The sequence below is a fragment of the Georgenia sp. TF02-10 genome, assembly GCF_022759505.1.
GTDB lineage: Bacteria > Actinomycetota > Actinomycetes > Actinomycetales > Actinomycetaceae > TF02-10.
Genome location: NZ_CP094289.1, coordinates 1,330,387 through 1,349,330, shown reverse-complemented (window position 1 = coordinate 1,349,330; position 18,944 = coordinate 1,330,387). Strand labels below are relative to the sequence as shown.

Genomic DNA, 18,944 nt, shown 5'->3' with positions numbered 1-18,944 from the left:
GCCCTCCCCAGGAGTCGGAGGTCACCCCTGCGCGGCCTGCACGGCGGCCTCGGCCTGCTCCTGAGCCGTGGCGAGGAGGGCCGGGATGTCGGCGTCCTCGCGGCTGAGGACCGCCTGGATCACGGTGTCGAGCAGCGCGTACATGTCATGGCCGGCGTACGTCGGCTCCGGGACGATTTGAAGTGTGCTCGCCGAGTCGAGATAGCTCTGGACGTTCTCGAGCGGCACGTTGGAGTACGGCTCGACCCACTCCAGGAACTGCTCCCACGTTGCTTGGCCGACCATCGGGAACCCGACCTCGGGGACAGGCAGGCCGTCCGCAGCCCGCGCCTCCGCCCACGCGACTGCAGCCTCCTCGTTGGAGTACCGCTGGTAGTCGCGGAACTCGACCCACTTGAGCACCGCGTCGACCTGCTCGTCAGTGGCGTCGGGCCGTACGATGCCGATTCGTCCGCCCCCCGAGGTGCCCAGCCCGTCACTGTCCTGCGGCATGGGGAACGTCCCGAACGACTCCGGCGCGACTCCGAGCTGAACTGTGAACGGCTGGTAGGCGTCACCACCGTTGATCAACATTGCGACGTCACCGGCGGCGAACGCGTTATTGATGTCGTTCTGCGAGGGTAGCGCGTTGGTGCCCATGACCTGGTGCTCCCAGCGCATCTCGTGCACCCATTCCATGGCCTGCTGGACGGCCTCGGAGTCCAGGTTCGCGTGGACCTCGTCCCCGTCGATGCGCTGGATGTCGCCACCGAAGCCGTTAACGGCTGCAGACAAGAGCCATCCACCGTAGGTCTCGGTCGCCGGCAAGGCGAATCCCTGCTTACCCGTCGCCCCAGTAATGGTCCTTGCTGCTTCGGCGACGTCGTCCCAGCTTTCAAGAGGCTGATCGGGGTCCAGACCGGCTTCCTCGAAGATGTCCCGATGGATGATCAGACCGATGCTGTACGCCGAGAGCGGGATGCCGTAGATGTTGCCGTCCGGGCCCGTCGCGGTCTGCAGAACCGACTCACTGACATCGCCGAACAGGTCATTGCCCTGCACCCATTCGGTGACGTCCTTGACCTGCTGCCGGTTGATCAGGCCGGGCAGCTCGGTGAAGGGGACTGCCATCAGGGTCGGCAGCGTCCCGCCCGCCAACTGGGCTGAGAAGGTCTGCTGGTCCCAGAGCAGCTCCGTCGGTTCCACGTCGATGCCGGGGTTGGCGTCCTCGAACGCGGCGACGTCGTCGAGGAACGCCTGGCGCTCTTCGGGCTTGGTGTTGTCGGGCAGGCCGGAGACGGTGATCTGCACGGTGCCCCCGGCGTCTTCCTCGTCTCCCTCGCCCGACGAGCCTCCGCAGGCCGTCAGCACCAGGGCCAGGGCTGCCGTGGACGCTACCACCGCGCCCTTTCGTCCGTTCATCTTCCTCATGACCGCTCCTTCGCGTCACGGGACCACCTCGCCCCGTTGTCCTTCGTTCCTGCCGCCCGGATGAACCGGAGGGTGACGATCTCGAAGGGCCGCATCTCGAGCCGGACCCCCGTCGTCGTTCGTTCGACGTCACCCCGGGGCGCCGTCGTACGCTCGAGAAGGTCGGTCGTGACGACCTCCTCATGATCGAACCCGGCCAGCACCCCGGCCCGGCTCCGTCTTCCTGACGCCTCGTACAACCGGACGACGACGTCACCGCTCCCGTCCTCAGCCAGCTTGATCGCCTGTGCGATCACACCCGGTTCGAGGTCGTTGTGGACCTGCACCAGCGGTTCCACCGGGCGGGCGCCGCGCAGGAGGCGGACAGGCTGGTTCAGGCGCCAGGCCTCACGCTGCGCGTCCGTGAGGCCGGCTCCAACGACCAGGGCGATCCGCATCGTGTGGTTGCCGCGGTCAGCCTCAGGGTCGGGGAACTTCGGGCCGCGGATCAGTGAGAGCCGTACCGTGGTTCCAGAGACTCCTGCGTCCTCGAAGTGCTGACGCTGGATGTCGTGCCCGTAGGTCGAGTCGTTCACCACCGCAGCGCCGTACCCGCCCTCATCGATGTGCACCCACCTGTGGGCGACGGTCTCGTAACGAGCCTGGTCCCAGCTGGTGTTCACGTGCGTCGGCCGCTTCACGTGGCCGAACTGGATCTCCGAGGAGGCCTCGTCGGCCTGGACGTCCAGCGGGAACGCGAGCTTGACCAGCTTGCGTGTCTCCTGCCAGTCGACGTCGACGCGGACGTCGACTACGGGCGAGTCGGCGCGAAGGGAGATCTCCTGCACGAACCGTGAGCTCCGGTACGTCCGGTGGACGCGCACGATCGGCACGTGGCCCTCGATGAGCTCCACGCGGTCGGCCGAGACGAGGTCGTGCACCGTCCGGCGATAGTGCTCGTCGATGTCCCACGCCTCGTACATCGTGGGGCGGTCGTTGTGGATCTGTAGGAGGGCGAGCGACCGGCCGGCCGGGACGAGCTCCCGTTCAGCGGCTACGTCGACGAGCGAGGTGACCAGTCCACGCCCATCGACCTGCATCCGCAGGTGACCGTTCTCGAAGACGACATCCCCGTCACCGGGGCTCGCCGTCACCGGCGGCGCCGACGCCGCCGTGGCCGTGCTTATCGAGAACGGCGGCAGTCCGTCGATGGTGACCGGTGCGCTGTTCACCGCCAGGTCGTTCTCGCCTGACCCGCTCAGAGCAGCGAACGCGGCCTCGATGATCTCGGTGCACTCCGTGGCCACACGGGCGTAGTTGGCTTCGGCCTCACGGTGGACCCAGCCGATCGAGGAACCCGCGAGGATGTCGTGGAACTGCTGGAGAAGCACCGTCTCCCAGACCGCCCGCAGGCGCTCGGAGGGGTACGGAGCGCCCGTCCGCACGCTCGCGGTCGCAGCCCATAGCTCGGCCGCCTGGAGCAGGTGCTCACTACGGCGGTTGCCCTGCTTGGTGCGCAGCTGGGAGGTGTAGGTCCCGCGATGCGTCTCGAGATAGAGCTCGCCGTGCCACACAGCGGGCCGTGCCAACTCGGCCTCGGCATCGACGAAGAACTCCGCCGGCGTCCCGATCCGGACCCGGGGCGAGCCTTCGAGGTCGGCCGTGCGAGCGGCCTTGGCGATCATCTCCCGGGTCGGCCCCCCTCCCCCGTCGCCATAGCCGAAGGGCACGAGGGAGATCGAGCCGTGGCCGTGCTCCTTGTACTGCCGCTCGGCCTTGGCGAGCTCGTCGCCGGACAGCTTGGAGTTGTACGTGTCGACCGGGGGGAAGTGCGTGAAGATGCGGGTGCCGTCGATGCCCTCCCACAGGAAGGTGTGGTGGGGCAGGACGTTCGTCTCGTTCCACGACAGTTTCTGCGTGAGGAACGAGCGCGCACCGGCGGCACGGGCCAGCTGAGGCAGCGCAGCGCTGTAGCCGAAGGAGTCCGGGAGCCAGACCTCCAGGGGCTCGACACCCAGCTCCTCGGCAAAAAAGCGCTTGCCGAGGACGAACTGCCTCGCCATCGCCTCCGACCCCGGCATGTTGGTGTCGGACTCGACCCACATCCCCCCGACAGGGACGAACCGGCCTGCGGCAACGGCGCCCTTGATGCGCTCCCAGACCTGAGGGTAGTACTCCTTCATCCAGGCGTACTGCTGAGCCGACGAGCACGCGAACACGAGCTCGTCGTGCTCCTCCATGAGGTTGAGGACGTTCGTGAAGGTGCGGGCGCACTTGCGTACCGTCTCCCGCACCGGCCACAGCCAGGCGGAGTCGATGTGTGCGTGTCCGGTTGCGACGATGCGGTGCGCGCTGGCGTGCGCCGGTCGGGCCAGGACGTCGGAGAGCACATCCCTGCCCGACGCGGCGGTACCGCCGACGTCGTCGGGGTCGACGACGTCGATCGCCCGGTTAAGCGCGCTGGCGATCTCACCGCGCCGCGGCGAGTCCTGCGGAAGCTCCTTGGCCAGAGACGCGAGCACCTCGATGTCCTGGTTGAGCTCCCACACGACCGTGTCGAGGACGGCGAGGTCGAGTTGGCGCAACTGGTAGATCGGCTCGTCGGGAACCGTGTCCTTGGTGCTGTACGTGGAAGGCGTCCACATCGCACCGGCCGTCAGGTCGCCGATGGCGATCTCCGGATTGGCGGCAGCCTCGATGTAGAACTCCAAGGCTCCGTCCGGGCCCGCCTCGACCGGCAGATAACGGCTGAACGGCTCGATCGCCTTGATGATCGAGCCGTCCGGGCGGTAGGCGAGGCCTTCGGCCTGCCCACCTTCCATCTGGGGCCGGAAACCGAGGTCCACGACGACCTCGAGGCTCGCGCCCGTGTCCAGCCACTCCTGCGGCACGCGGCCGGTCACACGGAACCAGGTGGTGCTCCACGCCTTGCCCCATGTGGAACCGATCTCGAACGGCTCGAACCGCTGCGCGACCGCCGTCGCGAAGGGCACTGGCTCGTCCGGCGCCTGCCACGCCTCGACGTGCAACGGGATCCGTTGCGGGTAGATGGACGGCATCACCGACTCAAGGAGGAACCGACCGAGCCGGCCATCGAGAGTCCGCTCTTCGTCACGCATGCGCCATCGCCGTTCTCGCCCCGCGGGGCGCTTCGTCGGTGACGACGTCGCTCGGGCGAATCAGGCGCACGACCTCGTCCTCCTGCCGCTTGAGACAGTAAATCATGTTGATGTACGATGTCAAGCGTCCGCGGATGCCGATCAGGACCTCCGGTCAAAACGGACGCCAGTGGCTGAACGGCCGGGGGTGCCAACTCCCCGCGACGACAGGAGGCGGAGTGCAAGGGCGGACACGGCCTGTCTGGCGGGGTACCAACCTCGCTCGGATCGGCGACTTCAACGAAGCCGTGCTGATCGACACGATCCGACGGTCCCCGAACGGCGTCAGTCGCGTGGAGTTGGTCGAGGCGACGGGCCTGTCGCCTCAGACGATCTCGAACATCGTGCGTCGGATGATCGACGCCAGGATGATCGTGGAGGGTGAGCGACTCCGCGACGGGGGCATGGGTAAACCCCGCACCCTCCTGCGCCTCGACCCGACCGGTGCCTATGCGGTCGGTGTGCACCTCGATCCTCGCGTGATGACCTTCGTCCTGTTGAACCTGCACGGTCATGTCATCCGGCACATGAGTCGAGCGACCCCGACGGCGGCGGCGCCCGACGACGTCCTGGCCCAGGTCCACGAGGCGGTCCGCTCGCTCGTCGACGATGCAGGCATCGAGCGCACCCGGTTGACCGGCATCGGGTTCGCCTCGCCGGGGCCGATCGACGTCGAGCGGGGCATCGTCCTGGACCCGCCCCACCTGCCCGGCTGGCGCAACGTGCCCTTGCGCGATCAGCTCACCCGACTCACCGGACTACCGGTACTCCTCGACAAGGACGTCGTCGCCGCCGCCGTCGGCGAGCGGTGGGCCGGAGCATCGCTCGGCTACCGCACGTCGGTCTTCCTCTACCTCGGCACGGGCATCGGTACGGGCGTCGTGGTCGACGACTACGTGGTCCGAGGCGTCTCCGGCAACGCCGGTGACATCGGCCACCTCATGGTCGCGCCCGACGGACCGCCGTGCAGCTGCGGTGCTCGCGGTTGTGTCGGCGTGACGCTGAGCCCGGCCGGGATCGTCTCGCAGGCCGTGGCCGCGGGGGTTCTCCCAGAGACTTCCGGGAGCGAAGACCCTGCGCTCGCCGACGCGGCGCTGAACCGCCTGAGCGCGCTGGCCGCGGGCGGTAACCCGACCGCGCTTGAGGTGCTCCGAACGTCGGCGGGCTTTCTCGCACGGACAGCCAAGACGTTGGTCAACCTGGTGGACACGGAGATCCTGGTCCTCGGCGGCCCCACCTGGACACTGTTGGCACCGTACTGGCTCGATGAGGTGTCCAACCTGGTGCGGGAAGGCCTGGTGCGCGGCGACCTGGGCGCACTGACCGTCGCCGGTACGGCACTCGGCGAGGACGTCGGCGCGATCGGTGCCGCCTCGCTCGTCCTGGACCACGCGTTCACCCCGCGGCCGACCGCCTTCGTCCTGAACTGACCCAGCCTGAACCACCCCGGAGGAGCCATGGGCTCGATGATCAGTTCCGCAGACGTCGTCGTGACGAGCCCTGGTCGAAATTACGTGCTGCTGCGAGTCACGACCGAGGACGGCCTCGTCGGCTGGGGCGACGCGACGCTCAACGGACGAGAGCTCGCCGTGGCGAGCTACCTGCGCGACCACGTCGTTCCCCTCCTGGTAGGTCGAGACGCCCATCGGGTCGAGGACACCTGGCAGTACCTGTACCGAGGCGCGTACTGGAGACGTGGTCCGGTGACCATGGCGGCGATAGGCGCCGTCGACACGGCTTTGTGGGACCTCAAGGGCAAGGCCGCCGGGCTCCCGGTCTACCAGCTCCTCGGGGGCGCGGTTCGCGAAGGCGTGTACGCCTACGCACACGCCTTCGGGTGGGATCACGGCGAGCTCGTCGCCTCGGTCGACCGCCGGCTCGCGGAAGGATTCCGTGCCGTGCGGGTGCAGTTCGGTGTGCCCGGTCTGGACGCGGTGTACGGCGTCCACCTCGGTGCGGCCGCCTACGAGCCGGCCGGGCGCGGGCGGGGCCCTCTCGTGGAGAGGTGGGCCGGTGCGCCGTACCTGCGGCACGCTCCTGGAGCGCTCGCCGCCATCCGCGATCACGTCGGACCCGATGTCGACCTGCTGCACGACGTGCACCACCGGCTCACCCCGGTCGAGGCAGCGCGGCTGGCCAAGGACGTCGAGCCGATACGGCTCTTCTGGTTGGAGGACGTCACCCCCGCCGAGAACCACCACGCACTCGACCTCGTGCGACAGCACAGCACGACGCCGTTGGCGATCGGCGAGACGTTCACGACTATCTGGGACTGCCAGGAGTTGCTGGTTCGCGGCAGCATCGACTACATCCGCGCCGCGGTCACCCACGCCGGCGGCCTGTCCCATGTGCGCAGGATCGCCGACCTCGCAGCTCTCCACGGTGTCCGTGCCGCCCCGCACGGGCCGTCCGACCTCTCCCCCATCAACCTTGCGGCATCGCTGCACCTCGCCCTCTCGACGCACAACGTCGCCATCCAGGAGTACATGGGGCACCCGGGTGAGGCGCATGAGGTCTTTCGGACCGCCTACACCTACGCCGACGGCTACCTGCACCCGGGCGACGAGCCTGGCCTCGGTGTCGAGGTCGACCTCGTCGCCGCCGAACGGTTCCCTTACGAGCCGGCCTACCTGCCCGTGGCCCGAACCGTCGACGGGACGGTGTGGGACTGGTGAGCTCCGTCATGAATGCCGCCGTGTGGCACGGCACGCGGGACGTCCGCCTCACGGTGCTGCCGGTACCGGAACCGTCCCCCGGTCAGGCGCTCGTCCGGGTTCACTGGGTCGGGCTGTGCGGCAGCGACCTCGAGGAGTACCTGGAAGGTCCTGTCGTCGCGCGAGCACCGCGCGTGCTGGGACACGAGATCGCCGGTGTCGTCGACCGCGCTGCCGCCGACGGGAGCGGTCCACCGACAGGCACACGAGTCGTCGTCGACGTCGTGACCGGCTGTGGGCGCTGCCAGTGGTGCAACCGCCACCAGGAAGGACTGTGCCCGAACCTCGTCGTCACCGGCCAGCACGTCGACGGCGGCCTGGCCGAGTTCGTCCTGGCTCGCGCGGACCGGCTCGTGCCCGTCCCGGACGGGATGGACCTCCGGCACGCGGCGCTGGCCGAGCCGCTAGCGGTCGCGGTACGCGCGGTGCGCGCCTCAGGTCTCGGAGATCGAGATCGGATCGCCGTCCTCGGCGGCGGGACCGTCGGGCTGCTCTGCGCCCAGGTGGCTCTCGCGACAGGGGCCGGCGCCGTCACGGTCATCGAGCCGAGCGAGCACCGCCGTCGGCTCGCCGAGGCGTGGGGAGCGCTAGCCGTCTGGGCCGACGGTGTCGACGAGCGCGCGAGCCTGGCCGAGAGCGCCCTGGGCGGCGCCCCGGATGTCGTCCTGGAGTGCGCCGGGCAAGCCGGATCCGCCGCCGAAGCCGTGGCCCTGCTGGCGCCGGGAGGGGTCACGGTCGCCCTTGGTGTCACACCGGCGGCCGACCCGATCGACGTCCTCGACGTCGTCCTTCGTGAGAAGACCGTCCGGGGCAGCGCGGCGCATATGTGGGACGACGACGTCGTCCCCGCTGTTGGCCTGCTGGCGGACCGGCAGGTCGATGCCGAGCCGCTGATCACCCACACCGTGCCGTTGGCCCGCACGAACCATGCCTTCGAGCTGCTGGAAGACCCGCTCGCCGGCGTGGTAAAGGTCCTCGTCCACGCGGGCCCGGACGACAACCCCGACACAGCCAATCATCCCACACCGGAAAGGTCCGCAGATGAGCCCGTCCGACGTCGACCGCCTGATCGACGAACTCACCATTGAGGAGAAGGCTGCCTTGCTCTCTGGCTCCGCGCCGTGGGAGAGCACGCCGGTCGAACGGCTCGGCATCACATCGATCTGGTTCGCGGACGGTCCCCACGGCATTCGCCGAGAGACGGCGCCGCTGGTCTCCCTGCCGGCCACGTGCTTCCCGACCCAGTCGTGCCTGGGAGCGACCTGGGACCGTGACCTCGTGCACCGGGTTGGTGCCGCGCTCGGGCGTGAGGCCTCCGCCCAAGACGTCGCGGTGCTCCTCGGGCCCGGCCTGACGATGAAGCGCACGCCGCTCAACGGCCGCAACTTCGAGAATTTCTCCGAGGATCCCCGGCTCACCGGCGAGCTCGCCGTGGCATACATCCGCGGCGTGCAGAGCCAGGGCGTCGGCGCGTCACTCAAGCCGTTCGCGCTGAACAACCAGGAGACCTTCCGCCACTGGGTGTCCGTCGAGGTGGACGAGCGCACCTTCCGCGAGATCTACGGGGCGGTGACCGAGCGGGTCGTCCGCGACGCCGAACCTTGGACGATCATGAACTCCTACAACCGGGTCAACGGCGTCTTCGCGGCCCAGGACGCGTGGTTGCTCACCACTGTGCTGCGCGAGGAGTACGGCTATGCCGGCACAGTGATCTCCGACTGGGGCGCGGTGCACGACCGAGTGGCTGCGGTCGCGGCCGGCACGGACCTCGAGATGGACTTCACGCCGGGTCGGGAGGTGAGCGCCTTGGCCCACGCCGTGCGCTCGGGTCGGCTGGAGCAGTCCGTCCTGGACAGGTCGGTCCGGCGTGTCCTGGAGCTGCTCGCCCGGGCCGCGTCGACCGAGCGCGGCATCCCGCTCAGCCGGGAGGAGATCGACGCGCACCACGCGCTCGCCCGCGAAGCAGCGGCCGCCGGCACGGTCGTCCTGCGCAACGACGGTGTGTTGCCGCTGTCACCGGGCTCCGGGACCGTCGCAGTGGTCGGGCGCTACGCCGCCGAGCCCCGGATGCAAGGTGGCGGGTCGGCGCTCGTCAACCCCACCCGTGTCGAGACGGCGCTCGAGGCGTTCCAGGCGGTCGCCGGATCTGTGGCTTATGCACCTGGCTTCTCCTTAACCGACTCGGCGCGCGACGAAGCGCTCGAGTCCGAGGCCGCGGCCGCGGCGGCGGAGGCGGACGTCGCCGTCGTCTTCCTCGGCCAGACCGACGGCACCGAGTCCGAGGGCTACGACCGGGCAACGATCGACGTCCCTGACAACCAGCTGCGCGTCCTCGACGCCGTTACCCTCACGGGCACGCCGACGGTCGTGGTCTTGGTCAACGGTTCCGTTCTCCGCGTGGAGCCCTGGCACGAGTCGGTCAACGGACTCGTCCACGGCTGGTTCTCCGGGCAGGCGGGCGGACCCGGCGTTGTCGACGTCCTCTTCGGCGCGGTCAACCCTTCCGGACGACTCTCTGAGACCATGCCGGTGCGTCTGGAGGACAGCCCCGGGTTCGCGACGTTCCCCGGTGAACGGGGTGAGGTCCGCTACGGGGAGGGCGTCTTCATCGGGTACCGCTGGTACGACGCGCTGGACCTGACCGTGAGCTACCCGTTCGGGCACGGCTTCTCCTACACAACCTTCGAGTACAGCGACCTGGCGGTCGAGGTCATCGACACCACAACCGGTGCGGTGACAGTGGCCTTCACCGTGACGAACACCGGGCGCCGCGCCGGGGCGGAGGTGGCCCAGCTCTACGTCGGCGACACCGAGGCGACCGTGCGGCGACCGGTTCGCGAGTTGCGAGGCTTCGCGAAGGTGTACCTCGAGCCGGGAGAGTCCAGTCGGGTGGTCCTGGATCTAAACAACCGGGACTTCGCCTGGTACGACGTCGTCGACGCCCTCTGGCGCCGCGATGGCGGCACCTTCGTGATCGAAGTGGGCGCCTCATCCCGTGACGTCCGTCTGAGCGCGTCGATCGAGCTGCCCGACGACCCGCGGATCCCGGCCCTCACGGAGGATACGGATCTGGGACTTGCACTCCAGGGGCGCCACAAATTCGACCCGTACGACCAGGACGAAGCAGGCCGAAGCGACGCACGACACCATGCGCAGCCTGGAACCGTCGACGCGGTTCCCTGGCGGGCTCTTGGCGGTTTTCGAGGGCAAGGAAGCGCGGCATTCGGGTGAAGGGTGTGCGGGACCTGCCGGTCTGCCCGGTCTCTCCACCGGGTCCTTCTCGTCGGGTTGGTTCCCCCCGAACCGAGACTGTCGAGCCGTGGGGTGTTCCGAGCTAAGCCGCGCAGCGCCGACACGATCTTCCGCGTCTAGGTGCGCGGGCGAGAAGAGCGCGTCGCCCGCGCTCAGGCGCTCCGCGACGAGAGCGCGGCGTGGCTCGTCGGCGACATGGAACGCGACAAGGACGGAGGCGTCGACGACGACGAGGCTCACGAGGCCTCGCGCACCTCCCGGACGGCAGAGACGGCATCGTCTATGGTCACGCCGGTCCCCTCTGGAGTCGGGTAGGAAGCCACGTAATCGGCGACGCGAACTGCCTGGGCAACCTCGGAGAGTCGGTCGACGACGAACGCGTTGAGCGACTGCCGGCTGTCCTCGGCCGCCGCGACAAGGGCGGCGTAGACGTCGTCAGGGACGTCTCGGAGGTCTATCCGCTTCATGGTTCCAGTCTGGCACCACTGCGCCCAGACGCGCCGTCGCGCGGCCGGTGCCACCTCGGTGTCCAGGGCCCAACTCACAGCTCTGCGGTCCGCGCGGTCAGTCCGAGCCGCCGGGGCTCGAACCCGACGTCGCTACCCCCGTCCCCGCTCAGCAGGTCGACGATCGTGACGGGTTCGTCGTGCTCGAGAGCGTCGACGAGGATCTCGTGCGCCTCTGACTCGACGGAACGGTGATGACGCTCGGCCCGCGCGCGCAGCGCTTCCTTGGTACCCGCGGGCAGGCCGCGGATCAGGATCTGCTCCACGACAGTCACCTCCGCTAACGGCCTCACGATGCCGGTAAGTGCGACGAGCGCAATCATCCACCAGTAGCGGCGCGCCAGTGAAGCGTCAGGCGGTCAGGTGAAGCGCAGGACCAGGCCGCTGCGGACGTGCGCCGGCAGGCTGGCGAACCGGACCCGCAGGTCCTGCCCGGGGACGGGCTCCCACGCGGCCGCGGCGAGCACCCGGGTGGCCTCGGCCATGATCCGGACAGTGGCCGGCTCCCCCGGGCAGCGGTGGTCGGTGACGTAGTCGCCGAAGCCCTGAGCGACGATGGTGCGCGCGTCGCCGTCGCCGCGGGCGTAGCGGCCCGGGTCGAACCGGTCCGGCTCGGGCCACAGCCGCGGGTCGTGGTTGGTGCCGTAGAGGTCCAGCAGGACCCAGCTGCGCTCGGGCAGCACCTCCCCCTCCCAGCTGAGCTCGTGCTGCGTCCGGCCGGCGATGACGGGGAAGAACGGGGCGTACCGCCGCACCTCGGTGACGAAGTCCTGGGTCGCGCTGGGGTCGGCGGCCAGGGCTTGGCGGTCGACGGGCTCGCGGACCATCGCCAGCAGGGCGAACTCGATGAAGAGCGCGACGGCGACGATCGGGCGCAGGAGGTTGAGCAGCTCCACCGCGGCGATGTCGAGCGGCAGCGGCGTGCCCTGCGGCGTCGTCCAGTCGGCGACCCGCCGCAGCGGGACGTCGTCGGCGACGGGGACGGTGCCCGCCCGCACCCCCGCGATGAGCTCGCGGGCCCACCGCTCCGTCCGCAGCCGGCGGGCGCGGGCGATCCAGTTGAGCGGGCCGAACGTGCCGGCCTGCTCGACCATGTCCCACAGCTCCGGGCCGCGGACGTCCAGGTCGGCGAACGCCGCGGGGACGCCGGCCCACCGCATCGCCAGCCGGGTCAGCACCGGGGGCAGCTCCTCGTGCATGGTGACCGGCCCGCGGCCGCGCCAGCCGTCGACCGCCCGCTCGATCTCCTCCCGGGCCTGCTCGGCGAACCCCTGGAGCGCGGCCTCGCCGATGAGGACGTCGACGAAGCCCTGCTTGCGGTGCCGGTGGGCCTCACCCTCGAGCGTCTGCACGCTGCCCAGGTCCTGCAGGAGGTGGACCACCGAGACCGGCATCGAGCCGGTGCGGTCGAACCGCCCGCCCTCGTAGAAGAACCGGGCGGCCGCGCCGCCCCGGATGCACAGGACCGGCCGCAGCAGCAGGCGGGTGCGGAAGGAGTCGACCCCGAGCCGGTCGGCGTGCCGGGAGACGAAGCGGTAGCCGTTGCGGACCAGGTCCAGGGAGCTGTCCGGGGTCCGGAGGGTGGGAATCATCTGCCTGCTCCTTCGGTCGGGGACGGGCCGTGGCCTGCTCCGACCGTAGGCGGGGTGGGACCGGGGCGCCATCAGGGCGGGCCGGTCCGCCTCGCCCAGCGGCTGCCCCGGTCCCGGGCCGCGACCCGCCGTCAGACCCACCGGGCGTAGGCCGGGAGGGTGAGGAAGGTCGGGAACTCCTCCCCCAGCGCCACCTCGGCGACGAGGTCGGCGGCGGCCGCGACATGCTGGCGGTCGGCCTCGCCGTCGGCGTCCCGGGTGGCCGCCGCGACCTCCTCGGCGAGCACCTGCGCCACCAGGTCCGCGGTGACCACCGCGCCGTCGGCCGTCCGGGCGCCGGTCCGCACCCACTGCCACACCTGCGCCCGGCACACCTCCGCCGTCGCCGTGTCCGCCGCCAGTCCCGCGAGGGGGACCGTGCCGCGGCCGCCGAGCCAGGCCTGGAGGTAGCGCAGCGCCACGGCGACGTTGGTCCGCAGCCCGTCCCGCGTGATCCGGCCGGGCGCCGTGCCGACGGCGAGCAGGTCCCGGGCGGTGACGTGCACCTCCTCGCGGGTCCGCCAGAGCTGGTGCGGGCGGGTGCCGAGGACCCCGGTGAAGACGTCCGCGACGACGCCGACCAGCCCCGGGTCGGCGACGCCGGAGCCGTCCAGGCCGGCGTCGGCCTCCCGCTGCTTCTGCGCGCGGACCTCGGTAATCACCTCCGCGCCGGCGGGGCCCTCGGTGGGGACGACGGCGGTCGTGGCGCCGATGGCGTGCGCGCCGCGCTTGTGGCAGGTGCGCACGAGCAGCTCGGTGCGGGCCCGGAGGAACGGCGCCACCGTCGTTTCGGTCCAGTCCGGCAGGACCCAGGCGGGGCCGCCGTCGCGGAACTTCTTGATCACGGAGAACAGGTAGGCCTCCGGCCGGCCCAGGGAGAGCCCGGCGGAGTGCTCGCGCAGCTCGTAGAGGATCTCCTCCATCTCGAACGCCGCCATGACCGTCTCGATCGTGGCGGTGGCCCGCACGCTCCCGCGCGGCAGGCCCAGCGCGTCCTCGGCGGCGACGAAGACGTCCCGCCAGAGCCGGGCCTCGAGGTGGTTCTCCAGGGCCGGCAGGGAGAGATAGGGGCCGGTGCCGCGGGCGAGGAGCTCGGCGGCGTTGTGGAAGAGGTACAGGCCCGCGTCCACCAGGGCGCCCACCATGGGCTCGCCGTCGACCCGCAGGTGCTTCTCCACCAGGTGCCAGCCGCGCGGGCGGAGGACGACGGTGGGCGCGGCGGGCGCAGCCGGCGGGCCGCCGGTCGGCGCCCCCGCGGGCGCGTCGCCGGTCGGCGTCCCCGCCGGCGCGTCGGCGGCAAGGCCCCGGACGGCGTCGTGCATGACGGCCTGGCCGCGGACGACGTCGTGCAGGACGGTCTGGCCCGCGACGACGGCGGCCAGGTGCGGGGCGGTGCCGTCCGCCAGGTCGGCCACCCAGACCTGCGCGCCGGAGCGAAGGGCCGCGGCCGCGGAGCGCCGGTCGGGCGGCGCGGTGATCTCCACCCGGCGGTCCACCAGGCCCGGCGGCGGCGGCGCCACCTGCCAGCTGCGGTCGGCGCGGATGGGCGCGGTCTCCGGCAGGAAGTCCGGCAGGGCGCCGGTGACCAGGCGCTGGCGCCGCTCGTGCCGGGCGGCGAGGAGCTCGGCCCGGCGCCCGGCGAACCGGGTGTGCAGGTCGGCGAGGAAGTCCAGCGCGGGGCCGGTGAGCACCTGCGCCGCGCCGGGCACCGCGGCGCGGACCTCGACCGGAGGGGCCGCCGACCCGGGGTCGTCGGGCGCACCGGGCGCCGTCGCCGGCGCGCCGGGGGCGAGCACCCGCAGCGGTCCGGCCGCGTCCCGCCGCGGCGGGGCGACGGCCAGCCGCGGCCCGGTGGGGGTGGTGGTGGTCATGGCACGGTCCCTTCCGCTCAGAACTGCTGCTCCTCGGTGGACCCGCGCAGCGCGAGGGTCGCCGAGTCGGGGTTGATGGTGGTGGCGAGGAGGTCGAAGTAGCCGGCCCCGACCTCGCGCTGGTGCCGGGTGGCGGTGTAGCCGTCGGCCTCGGCGGCCAGCTCCTTCTGCTGGAGCTCGACGTAGGCGCTCATCCCCCGGGCGGCGTAGCCGCGGGCGAGATCGAACATGCCGTAGCTGAGCTGGTGGAAGCCGGCCAGGGTGATGAACTGGAACTTGTAGCCCAGCGCGCCGAGCTCGCGCTGGAACGCGGCGATCTGGTCCTCGTCCAGGTGCGCGCGCCAGTTGAACGACGGCGAGCAGTTGTAGGCGAGCATCTTCCCCGGGAAGCGCTCGTGGACCGCCTCGGCCACCCGCCGGGCCAGGTCGAGGTCGGGGGTGGCGGTCTCCACCCAGAGCAGGTCGGCGTACCTGGCGTACTCGAGCACCCGGGCGATGACCGGCTCGGGCCCGGGGGTGGTGCGGTAGAAGCCCTCGGCGGTGCGCTCGCCGGTGAGGAAGGGCCGGTCGGTGGGGTCGACGTCGGAGGTGATGAGGTTGGCGCCGAGGGCGTCGGTGCGCGCCACGATGACCGTCGGGACGTCGGCGACGTCGGCCGCGAGCCGGGCGGCGCTGAGGGTCCGCACGTGCTGGCGGGTCGGCACCAGGACCTTGCCGCCGAGGTGGCCGCACTTCTTCTCCGCGGCCAGCTGGTCCTCGTAGTGGATGCCGGCGGCGCCGGCGTTGATCATTGCCCGGGCGAGCTCGTAGGCGTTGAGCGGGCCGCCGAAGCCGGCCTCGGCGTCGGCGACGATGGGCGCGAACCAGTCGAAGCCGGGGTCGCTGCCCTCGGCGAAGGTGATCTGGTCGGCGCGGCGCAGCGCGTTGTTGATCCGGCGCACCACGGTGGGCACCGAGTCCACCGGGTAGAGGGACTGGTCGGGGTAGGTCTCGCCGGCGGTGTTGGCGTCCCCGGCGACCTGCCAGCCGGAGAGGTAGATGGCCTGCAGGCCGGCGCGGACCATCTGCACCGCCTGGTTGCCGGTCATCGCGCCGAGTGCGGCGACGTAGTCGGTGGAGGTGAGGAGGTCCCACAGCCGCTCGGCGCCGCGCCGGGCCAGGGTGTGCTCCTCCCGGACGCTGCCGCGCAGCCGGACCACCTCCTCCGCGGAGTAGGTGCGGGTGATGCCGGCCCACCGCGGGTCGGTCTCCCAGGTCCGGGCCAGCGCCTCGGCCTCCTCCCGGATCCGCTCGGCGGGCGGCCGGGCGTCCGTCCGGGTGGTCGTGCCGGTGCCGGCGGGGGTGGCGGGGCGGGTCGGCGTGGTGGTCATGCTCGCTGCTCCTTCGGTGCGGGGGCATCCTCGCGGGTGCGTCGTCGTGACAGCACCTTCCGTCCGTGACCTGCACCACAGGGAGGGCTACCCTGGGTGAAGTTCTGCTGATCTTCACCAGGAGGAAAGATGGTGACGACGACGACCGAGCCCGCCGTCGACCTGGCCACCCTGGGTCGCCGGGTCCGGCACGCGCGGCAGGCCCGGGGCCTGACCCTGGCCGAGCTGGCCGCGCGGGTGGACCGGGCGCCGTCGCTCCTGTCCCAGATCGAGAACGGCCGGCGCGAGCCGCGGCTGGCGCTGCTCGCCGCGATCGCCGCCGAGCTGGGGTCCTCGGTGGCGGACCTGATGCGGCCGGAGCCGCCCAGCCGCCGCGCCGCGCTGGAGCTGGCGCTGGCCGAGGCGCAGGCCCGCGCGCCGTACCGGGCGCTCGGGCTGCCGGAGGTCCGGCCGGGCGCCCGCCTGCCCGACGAGGTGCTGGAGGCCCTGGTCGGGCTGCACGAGGAGCTGGCCCGGCGGGTCGCCGTCCAGGCCGCCACCCCCGAGGCCGCCCGCCGGGCCAACGCCGCGCTGCGGCAGAAGATGCGGGAGCGGCACAACTACTTCGGCACCATCGAGACCCTCGCCTCGGCGATCTCCCGCGCCGTCGGGCACGACGGCGGCCCGCTCACCGAGCGCGGCGTCCGGGCGGTCACCACCCACCTGGGCTTCACCCTGCACCGCGCCGCGGACCTGCCCCGCTCGACCCGCTCCATCGCCGACCTGCGCCACCGCCGGATCTACCTGCCGGTGAGCAGCCGCGGCGGGCACGACCCGAGCACCATCGTGCTGCAGACCCTCGGGCACTTCGCCCTCGAGCACGCCGACCCCACCGGGTACGCCGACTTCCTGCGCCAGCGGGTCGAGGCCAACTACTTCGCCGCCGCCCTGCTCGTGCCCGAGGAGCCGGCGGTGGCGTTCCTGCGCGAGGCCAAGGCGAACAAGGCCCTGGCCATCGACGACCTGCGCGACGTCTTCGCGGTCTCCTACGAGACCGCCGCGCACCGGTTCACCAACCTGGCCACCGAGCACCTGGACCTGCCGGTGCACTTCCTCCGGGTCGGCGAGGACGGGGTGATCTACAAGGCCTACGAGAACGACGACGTCACCTTCCCCACCGACGTCACCGGCGCCATCGAGGGGCAGACGGTGTGCCGGTACTGGGCCTCCCGGGCGGTCTTCCACAACCCGGACCGGTACGCCACCCACTACCAGTACACGGACATGGGCCGCGGGACGTACTGGTGCACCACGCACGTGGAGCGCACCGCCGACGGCGACTTCGCCATCGACGTCGGCGTGCCGTTCGCCCAGGCCAAGTGGTTCCAGGGCCGGGAGACGGACGTGCGGGCCCGGTCCAGCTGCCCGGACCCCGCCTGCTGCCGGCGCCCGGCGGCGGACCTGGCGGCGCGCTGGGCGGCGTACGCCTGGCCCAGCGCCCGGGCGCACTCCCACCTGCTCGCCGCCCTCCCGCCCGGCACGTTCCCGGGGGTGGACGACACCGAGGTCTACGAGTTCCTCGACCGGCACAGCATCGAGGATGCCGTCGTGCGGTAGGGCCCCGGCCGAAAATGCCTGGCCTACTACCGCGGCGGCGCCTACGGTCCAGGCCATGGCTATGTTCCTGGTCCAGGTGCGTCGTGTCCGGCGCGCCCCCGCGCTCTCGGTGGAGCTACTTCCGGCTCAGGCCTGACTGGGCCCGCGCCGTCGTCGAGGACGCCGGCGTGGCCCGGGGCGACACCGTCCTCGACCTCGGCGCCGGGGACGGCGCGCTCACCGCACCGCTGCTCGCGCGCGGGGCACGCGTGCTGGCCGTGGAGCAGCACCGCGGCCGGGCCGCGGCGCTGCGGCACCGGTTCGCCGGCCGGGACCTCGTCGTCGTCGAGGCGGACCTGCGCGACCTGCGCCTGCCGGCTCGCCCCTTCCGGGTCGTGGCGAACCCGCCGTTCCACCTGGCCCGGCCGCTGGTGACGCAGCTCCTGGGGGCCGACCTGCTCCTCAGCGCCGACCTGGTGCTCCGCCGCGATACCGCCCGCAACATCGCCGCCGCCCGCCGGCGGCACCCGCGCTTCACCGTCGACGCCGGCAGGCCGGTGCCCCGCCACGCCTTCAGCCCGGCCCCGAGCGTCGACGCGCTCGTCCTGCAGGTCCGACGCGGCCGCGCCCGGGGGCGCTGACGGAGCCGGCGACGGCGACGCGCGGCTGGCGAGGGCGAACGGGGCGGCCGGCGGCGAGGCAGAGCGGTTGTCGAGGGCGGCCGGCGGCGAGGCAGAGCGGCTGGCGAGGGCGGCCGCCGGCGATGGGGACGGCCGATAGCCTCGAGGGCGATGAGCGACAACCTGCGGCCGCCGACCGCCGGGGCCCGGCCGCCCGTACGCGCCGCCCGCCCGGACGACGTCGACCGCGCCGTCACGACCCTCCGGCTCGCCTTCGCCGAGTACCCCTTCACCCGCTACACCATCCAGGCCGACGGTTACCCGGACCGGCTGGCGCAGAGCCAGCGGCTGCTCCTCGAGCGGGTCGGCCTGCCGCACGGGCGCGTCTGGGTGAGCGAGGACGTCAGCGCCGTGGCGGTCTGGACGACCCCCCGCTCCACCGGCCCGATGACCGAGGCCGCCACCGCCCTCGGCCCCGAGCTGGCGCGGCTCGCCGGGGACCGCGCCGCGCAGGCGGCAGCCGCCGAGGACGCCCTGGCGCCGCACCGGCCGGCGGAGCCGACCTGGTTCCTCGGGACGGTCGGCGTCCGCCCCGCGGCCCAGGGCCGCGGGCTCGGCCGGGCAGTCCTCGCGCCAGGGCTCCAGGCCGCGGCGGCGGAAGGGGTCGTCGCGTACCTGGAGACCTCCCTGCCGGACAACGTGCGGTTCTACGCCCGGCTCGGTTTCGAGGTGACGGCGCAGGTGCCGCTGCCGGCCGGGCCGACGACATGGGCGATGATCCGCCCTCCCGGCGCCGGCCGCCCGGTCTGACCGGCAGCATGCGGGCGAGCCGTGCACCACGCCTCGGCTGGTCACCTT

14 protein-coding genes are annotated in these 18,944 nt (G+C 71.9%); 7 read left to right on the top strand and 7 right to left on the bottom strand.

Features of this window, described 5'->3' with window-relative positions:
• Positions 1 to 21 precede the first annotated feature (21 nt).
• Together MF406_RS06070 and MF406_RS06065 are read right to left on the bottom strand one after the other, a co-directional pair.
• Positions 22 to 1,410, bottom strand: a complete 1,389-nt coding sequence (locus MF406_RS06070; RefSeq protein ID WP_242897064.1) for an ABC transporter substrate-binding protein — start codon at positions 1,408 to 1,410, stop codon at positions 22 to 24.
• On the bottom strand, positions 1,407 to 4,448 hold the full coding sequence (locus MF406_RS06065; protein WP_371744615.1) for an alpha-mannosidase: 3,042 nt from the start codon (positions 4,446 to 4,448) through the stop codon (positions 1,407 to 1,409). Before MF406_RS06065 ends, MF406_RS06070 begins: the two co-directional genes overlap by 4 nt.
• A 347-nt stretch (positions 4,449 to 4,795) precedes the next feature.
• Between MF406_RS06065 and MF406_RS06060 the strand changes: the two genes are divergently transcribed.
• Genes MF406_RS06060 through MF406_RS06045 form a run of 4 tightly spaced genes read left to right on the top strand, consistent with a single transcriptional unit; the run spans position 4,796 to position 10,492 of the window.
• Entirely contained in the window at positions 4,796 to 5,977 is a 1,182-nt protein-coding gene (locus MF406_RS06060; RefSeq protein ID WP_242897062.1) for an ROK family transcriptional regulator, read from the top strand.
• Between the two features lie 27 nt (positions 5,978 to 6,004).
• Positions 6,005 to 7,222: a D-mannonate dehydratase ManD gene (gene manD, locus MF406_RS06055; RefSeq protein ID WP_305852992.1), complete on the top strand. Its 1,218-nt coding sequence runs from the start codon at positions 6,005 to 6,007 to the stop codon at positions 7,220 to 7,222.
• The gene (locus tag MF406_RS06050) at positions 7,219 to 8,349 is read left to right on the top strand and encodes a zinc-binding dehydrogenase (protein WP_242897060.1); all 1,131 of its coding nucleotides are present in this window, start codon (positions 7,219 to 7,221) and stop codon (positions 8,347 to 8,349) included. Before manD ends, MF406_RS06050 begins: the two co-directional genes overlap by 4 nt.
• Positions 8,303 to 10,492 carry a glycoside hydrolase family 3 C-terminal domain-containing protein gene (locus MF406_RS06045; RefSeq protein ID WP_242897059.1) on the top strand — a complete coding sequence of 730 codons (2,190 nt, stop codon included), beginning with the start codon at positions 8,303 to 8,305 and terminating at the stop codon, positions 10,490 to 10,492. Before MF406_RS06050 ends, MF406_RS06045 begins: the two co-directional genes overlap by 47 nt.
• A 257-nt stretch (positions 10,493 to 10,749) precedes the next feature.
• Here the strand turns inward: MF406_RS06045 and MF406_RS06040 are convergent, their stop codons facing one another.
• From MF406_RS06040 to aceA, 5 genes are all read right to left on the bottom strand, one after another.
• On the bottom strand, positions 10,750 to 10,980 hold the full coding sequence (locus MF406_RS06040) for a type II toxin-antitoxin system HicB family antitoxin (RefSeq protein ID WP_242897058.1): 231 nt from the start codon (positions 10,978 to 10,980) through the stop codon (positions 10,750 to 10,752).
• Between the two features lie 74 nt (positions 10,981 to 11,054).
• Positions 11,055 to 11,285, bottom strand: coding sequence for an Arc family DNA-binding protein (locus MF406_RS06035; RefSeq protein WP_242897057.1), 231 nt, complete (start codon positions 11,283 to 11,285; stop codon positions 11,055 to 11,057).
• Positions 11,286 to 11,378: 93 nt separating this feature from the next.
• Entirely contained in the window at positions 11,379 to 12,611 is a 1,233-nt protein-coding gene (locus tag MF406_RS06030; protein WP_242897056.1) for a cytochrome P450, read from the bottom strand.
• A 131-nt stretch (positions 12,612 to 12,742) separates the two neighbouring features.
• Positions 12,743 to 14,521, bottom strand: coding sequence for a malate synthase (locus tag MF406_RS06025; RefSeq protein ID WP_242897055.1), 1,779 nt, complete (start codon positions 14,519 to 14,521; stop codon positions 12,743 to 12,745).
• Between the two features lie 17 nt (positions 14,522 to 14,538).
• Positions 14,539 to 15,891, bottom strand: coding sequence for an isocitrate lyase (aceA, locus tag MF406_RS06020; RefSeq protein WP_242897054.1), 1,353 nt, complete (start codon positions 15,889 to 15,891; stop codon positions 14,539 to 14,541).
• 129 nt (positions 15,892 to 16,020) lie between these two features.
• Here aceA and MF406_RS06015 point away from each other — a divergent pair, with 129 nt between their 5' ends.
• The 3 genes from MF406_RS06015 to MF406_RS06005 all read left to right on the top strand — a co-directional run bounded on the left by MF406_RS06015 (position 16,021) and on the right by MF406_RS06005 (position 18,896).
• A complete protein-coding gene (locus tag MF406_RS06015; RefSeq protein WP_242897053.1) occupies positions 16,021 to 17,487 on the top strand; it encodes a helix-turn-helix transcriptional regulator in 1,467 nt (488 codons plus the stop codon).
• An 83-nt stretch (positions 17,488 to 17,570) separates the two neighbouring features.
• A complete protein-coding gene (locus MF406_RS06010; protein WP_242897052.1) occupies positions 17,571 to 18,107 on the top strand; it encodes an rRNA adenine N-6-methyltransferase family protein in 537 nt (178 codons plus the stop codon).
• A gap of 150 nt (positions 18,108 to 18,257) precedes the next feature.
• Positions 18,258 to 18,896, top strand: coding sequence for a GNAT family N-acetyltransferase (locus MF406_RS06005; RefSeq protein ID WP_242897051.1), 639 nt, complete (start codon positions 18,258 to 18,260; stop codon positions 18,894 to 18,896).
• Positions 18,897 to 18,944 lie beyond the last annotated feature (48 nt).

Coding starts and splice junctions, on each gene's coding strand:
- aceA (WP_242897054.1), bottom strand. CDS start 15,891: ATGACCACCACGCCGACCCGCCCCGCCACCCCCGCCGGCACCGGCACG.
- MF406_RS06040 (WP_242897058.1), bottom strand. CDS start 10,980: ATGAAGCGGATAGACCTCCGAGACGTCCCTGACGACGTCTACGCCGCC.
- MF406_RS06070 (WP_242897064.1), bottom strand. CDS start 1,410: ATGAGGAAGATGAACGGACGAAAGGGCGCGGTGGTAGCGTCCACGGCA.
- MF406_RS06015 (WP_242897053.1), top strand. CDS start 16,021: ATGGTGACGACGACGACCGAGCCCGCCGTCGACCTGGCCACCCTGGGT.
- MF406_RS06025 (WP_242897055.1), bottom strand. CDS start 14,521: ATGACCACCACCACCCCCACCGGGCCGCGGCTGGCCGTCGCCCCGCCG.
- MF406_RS06045 (WP_242897059.1), top strand. CDS start 8,303: ATGAGCCCGTCCGACGTCGACCGCCTGATCGACGAACTCACCATTGAG.
- MF406_RS06065 (WP_371744615.1), bottom strand. CDS start 4,448: ATGCCGTCCATCTACCCGCAACGGATCCCGTTGCACGTCGAGGCGTGG.
- MF406_RS06030 (WP_242897056.1), bottom strand. CDS start 12,611: ATGATTCCCACCCTCCGGACCCCGGACAGCTCCCTGGACCTGGTCCGC.
- manD (WP_305852992.1), top strand. CDS start 6,005: ATGGGCTCGATGATCAGTTCCGCAGACGTCGTCGTGACGAGCCCTGGT.
- MF406_RS06005 (WP_242897051.1), top strand. CDS start 18,258: ATGAGCGACAACCTGCGGCCGCCGACCGCCGGGGCCCGGCCGCCCGTA.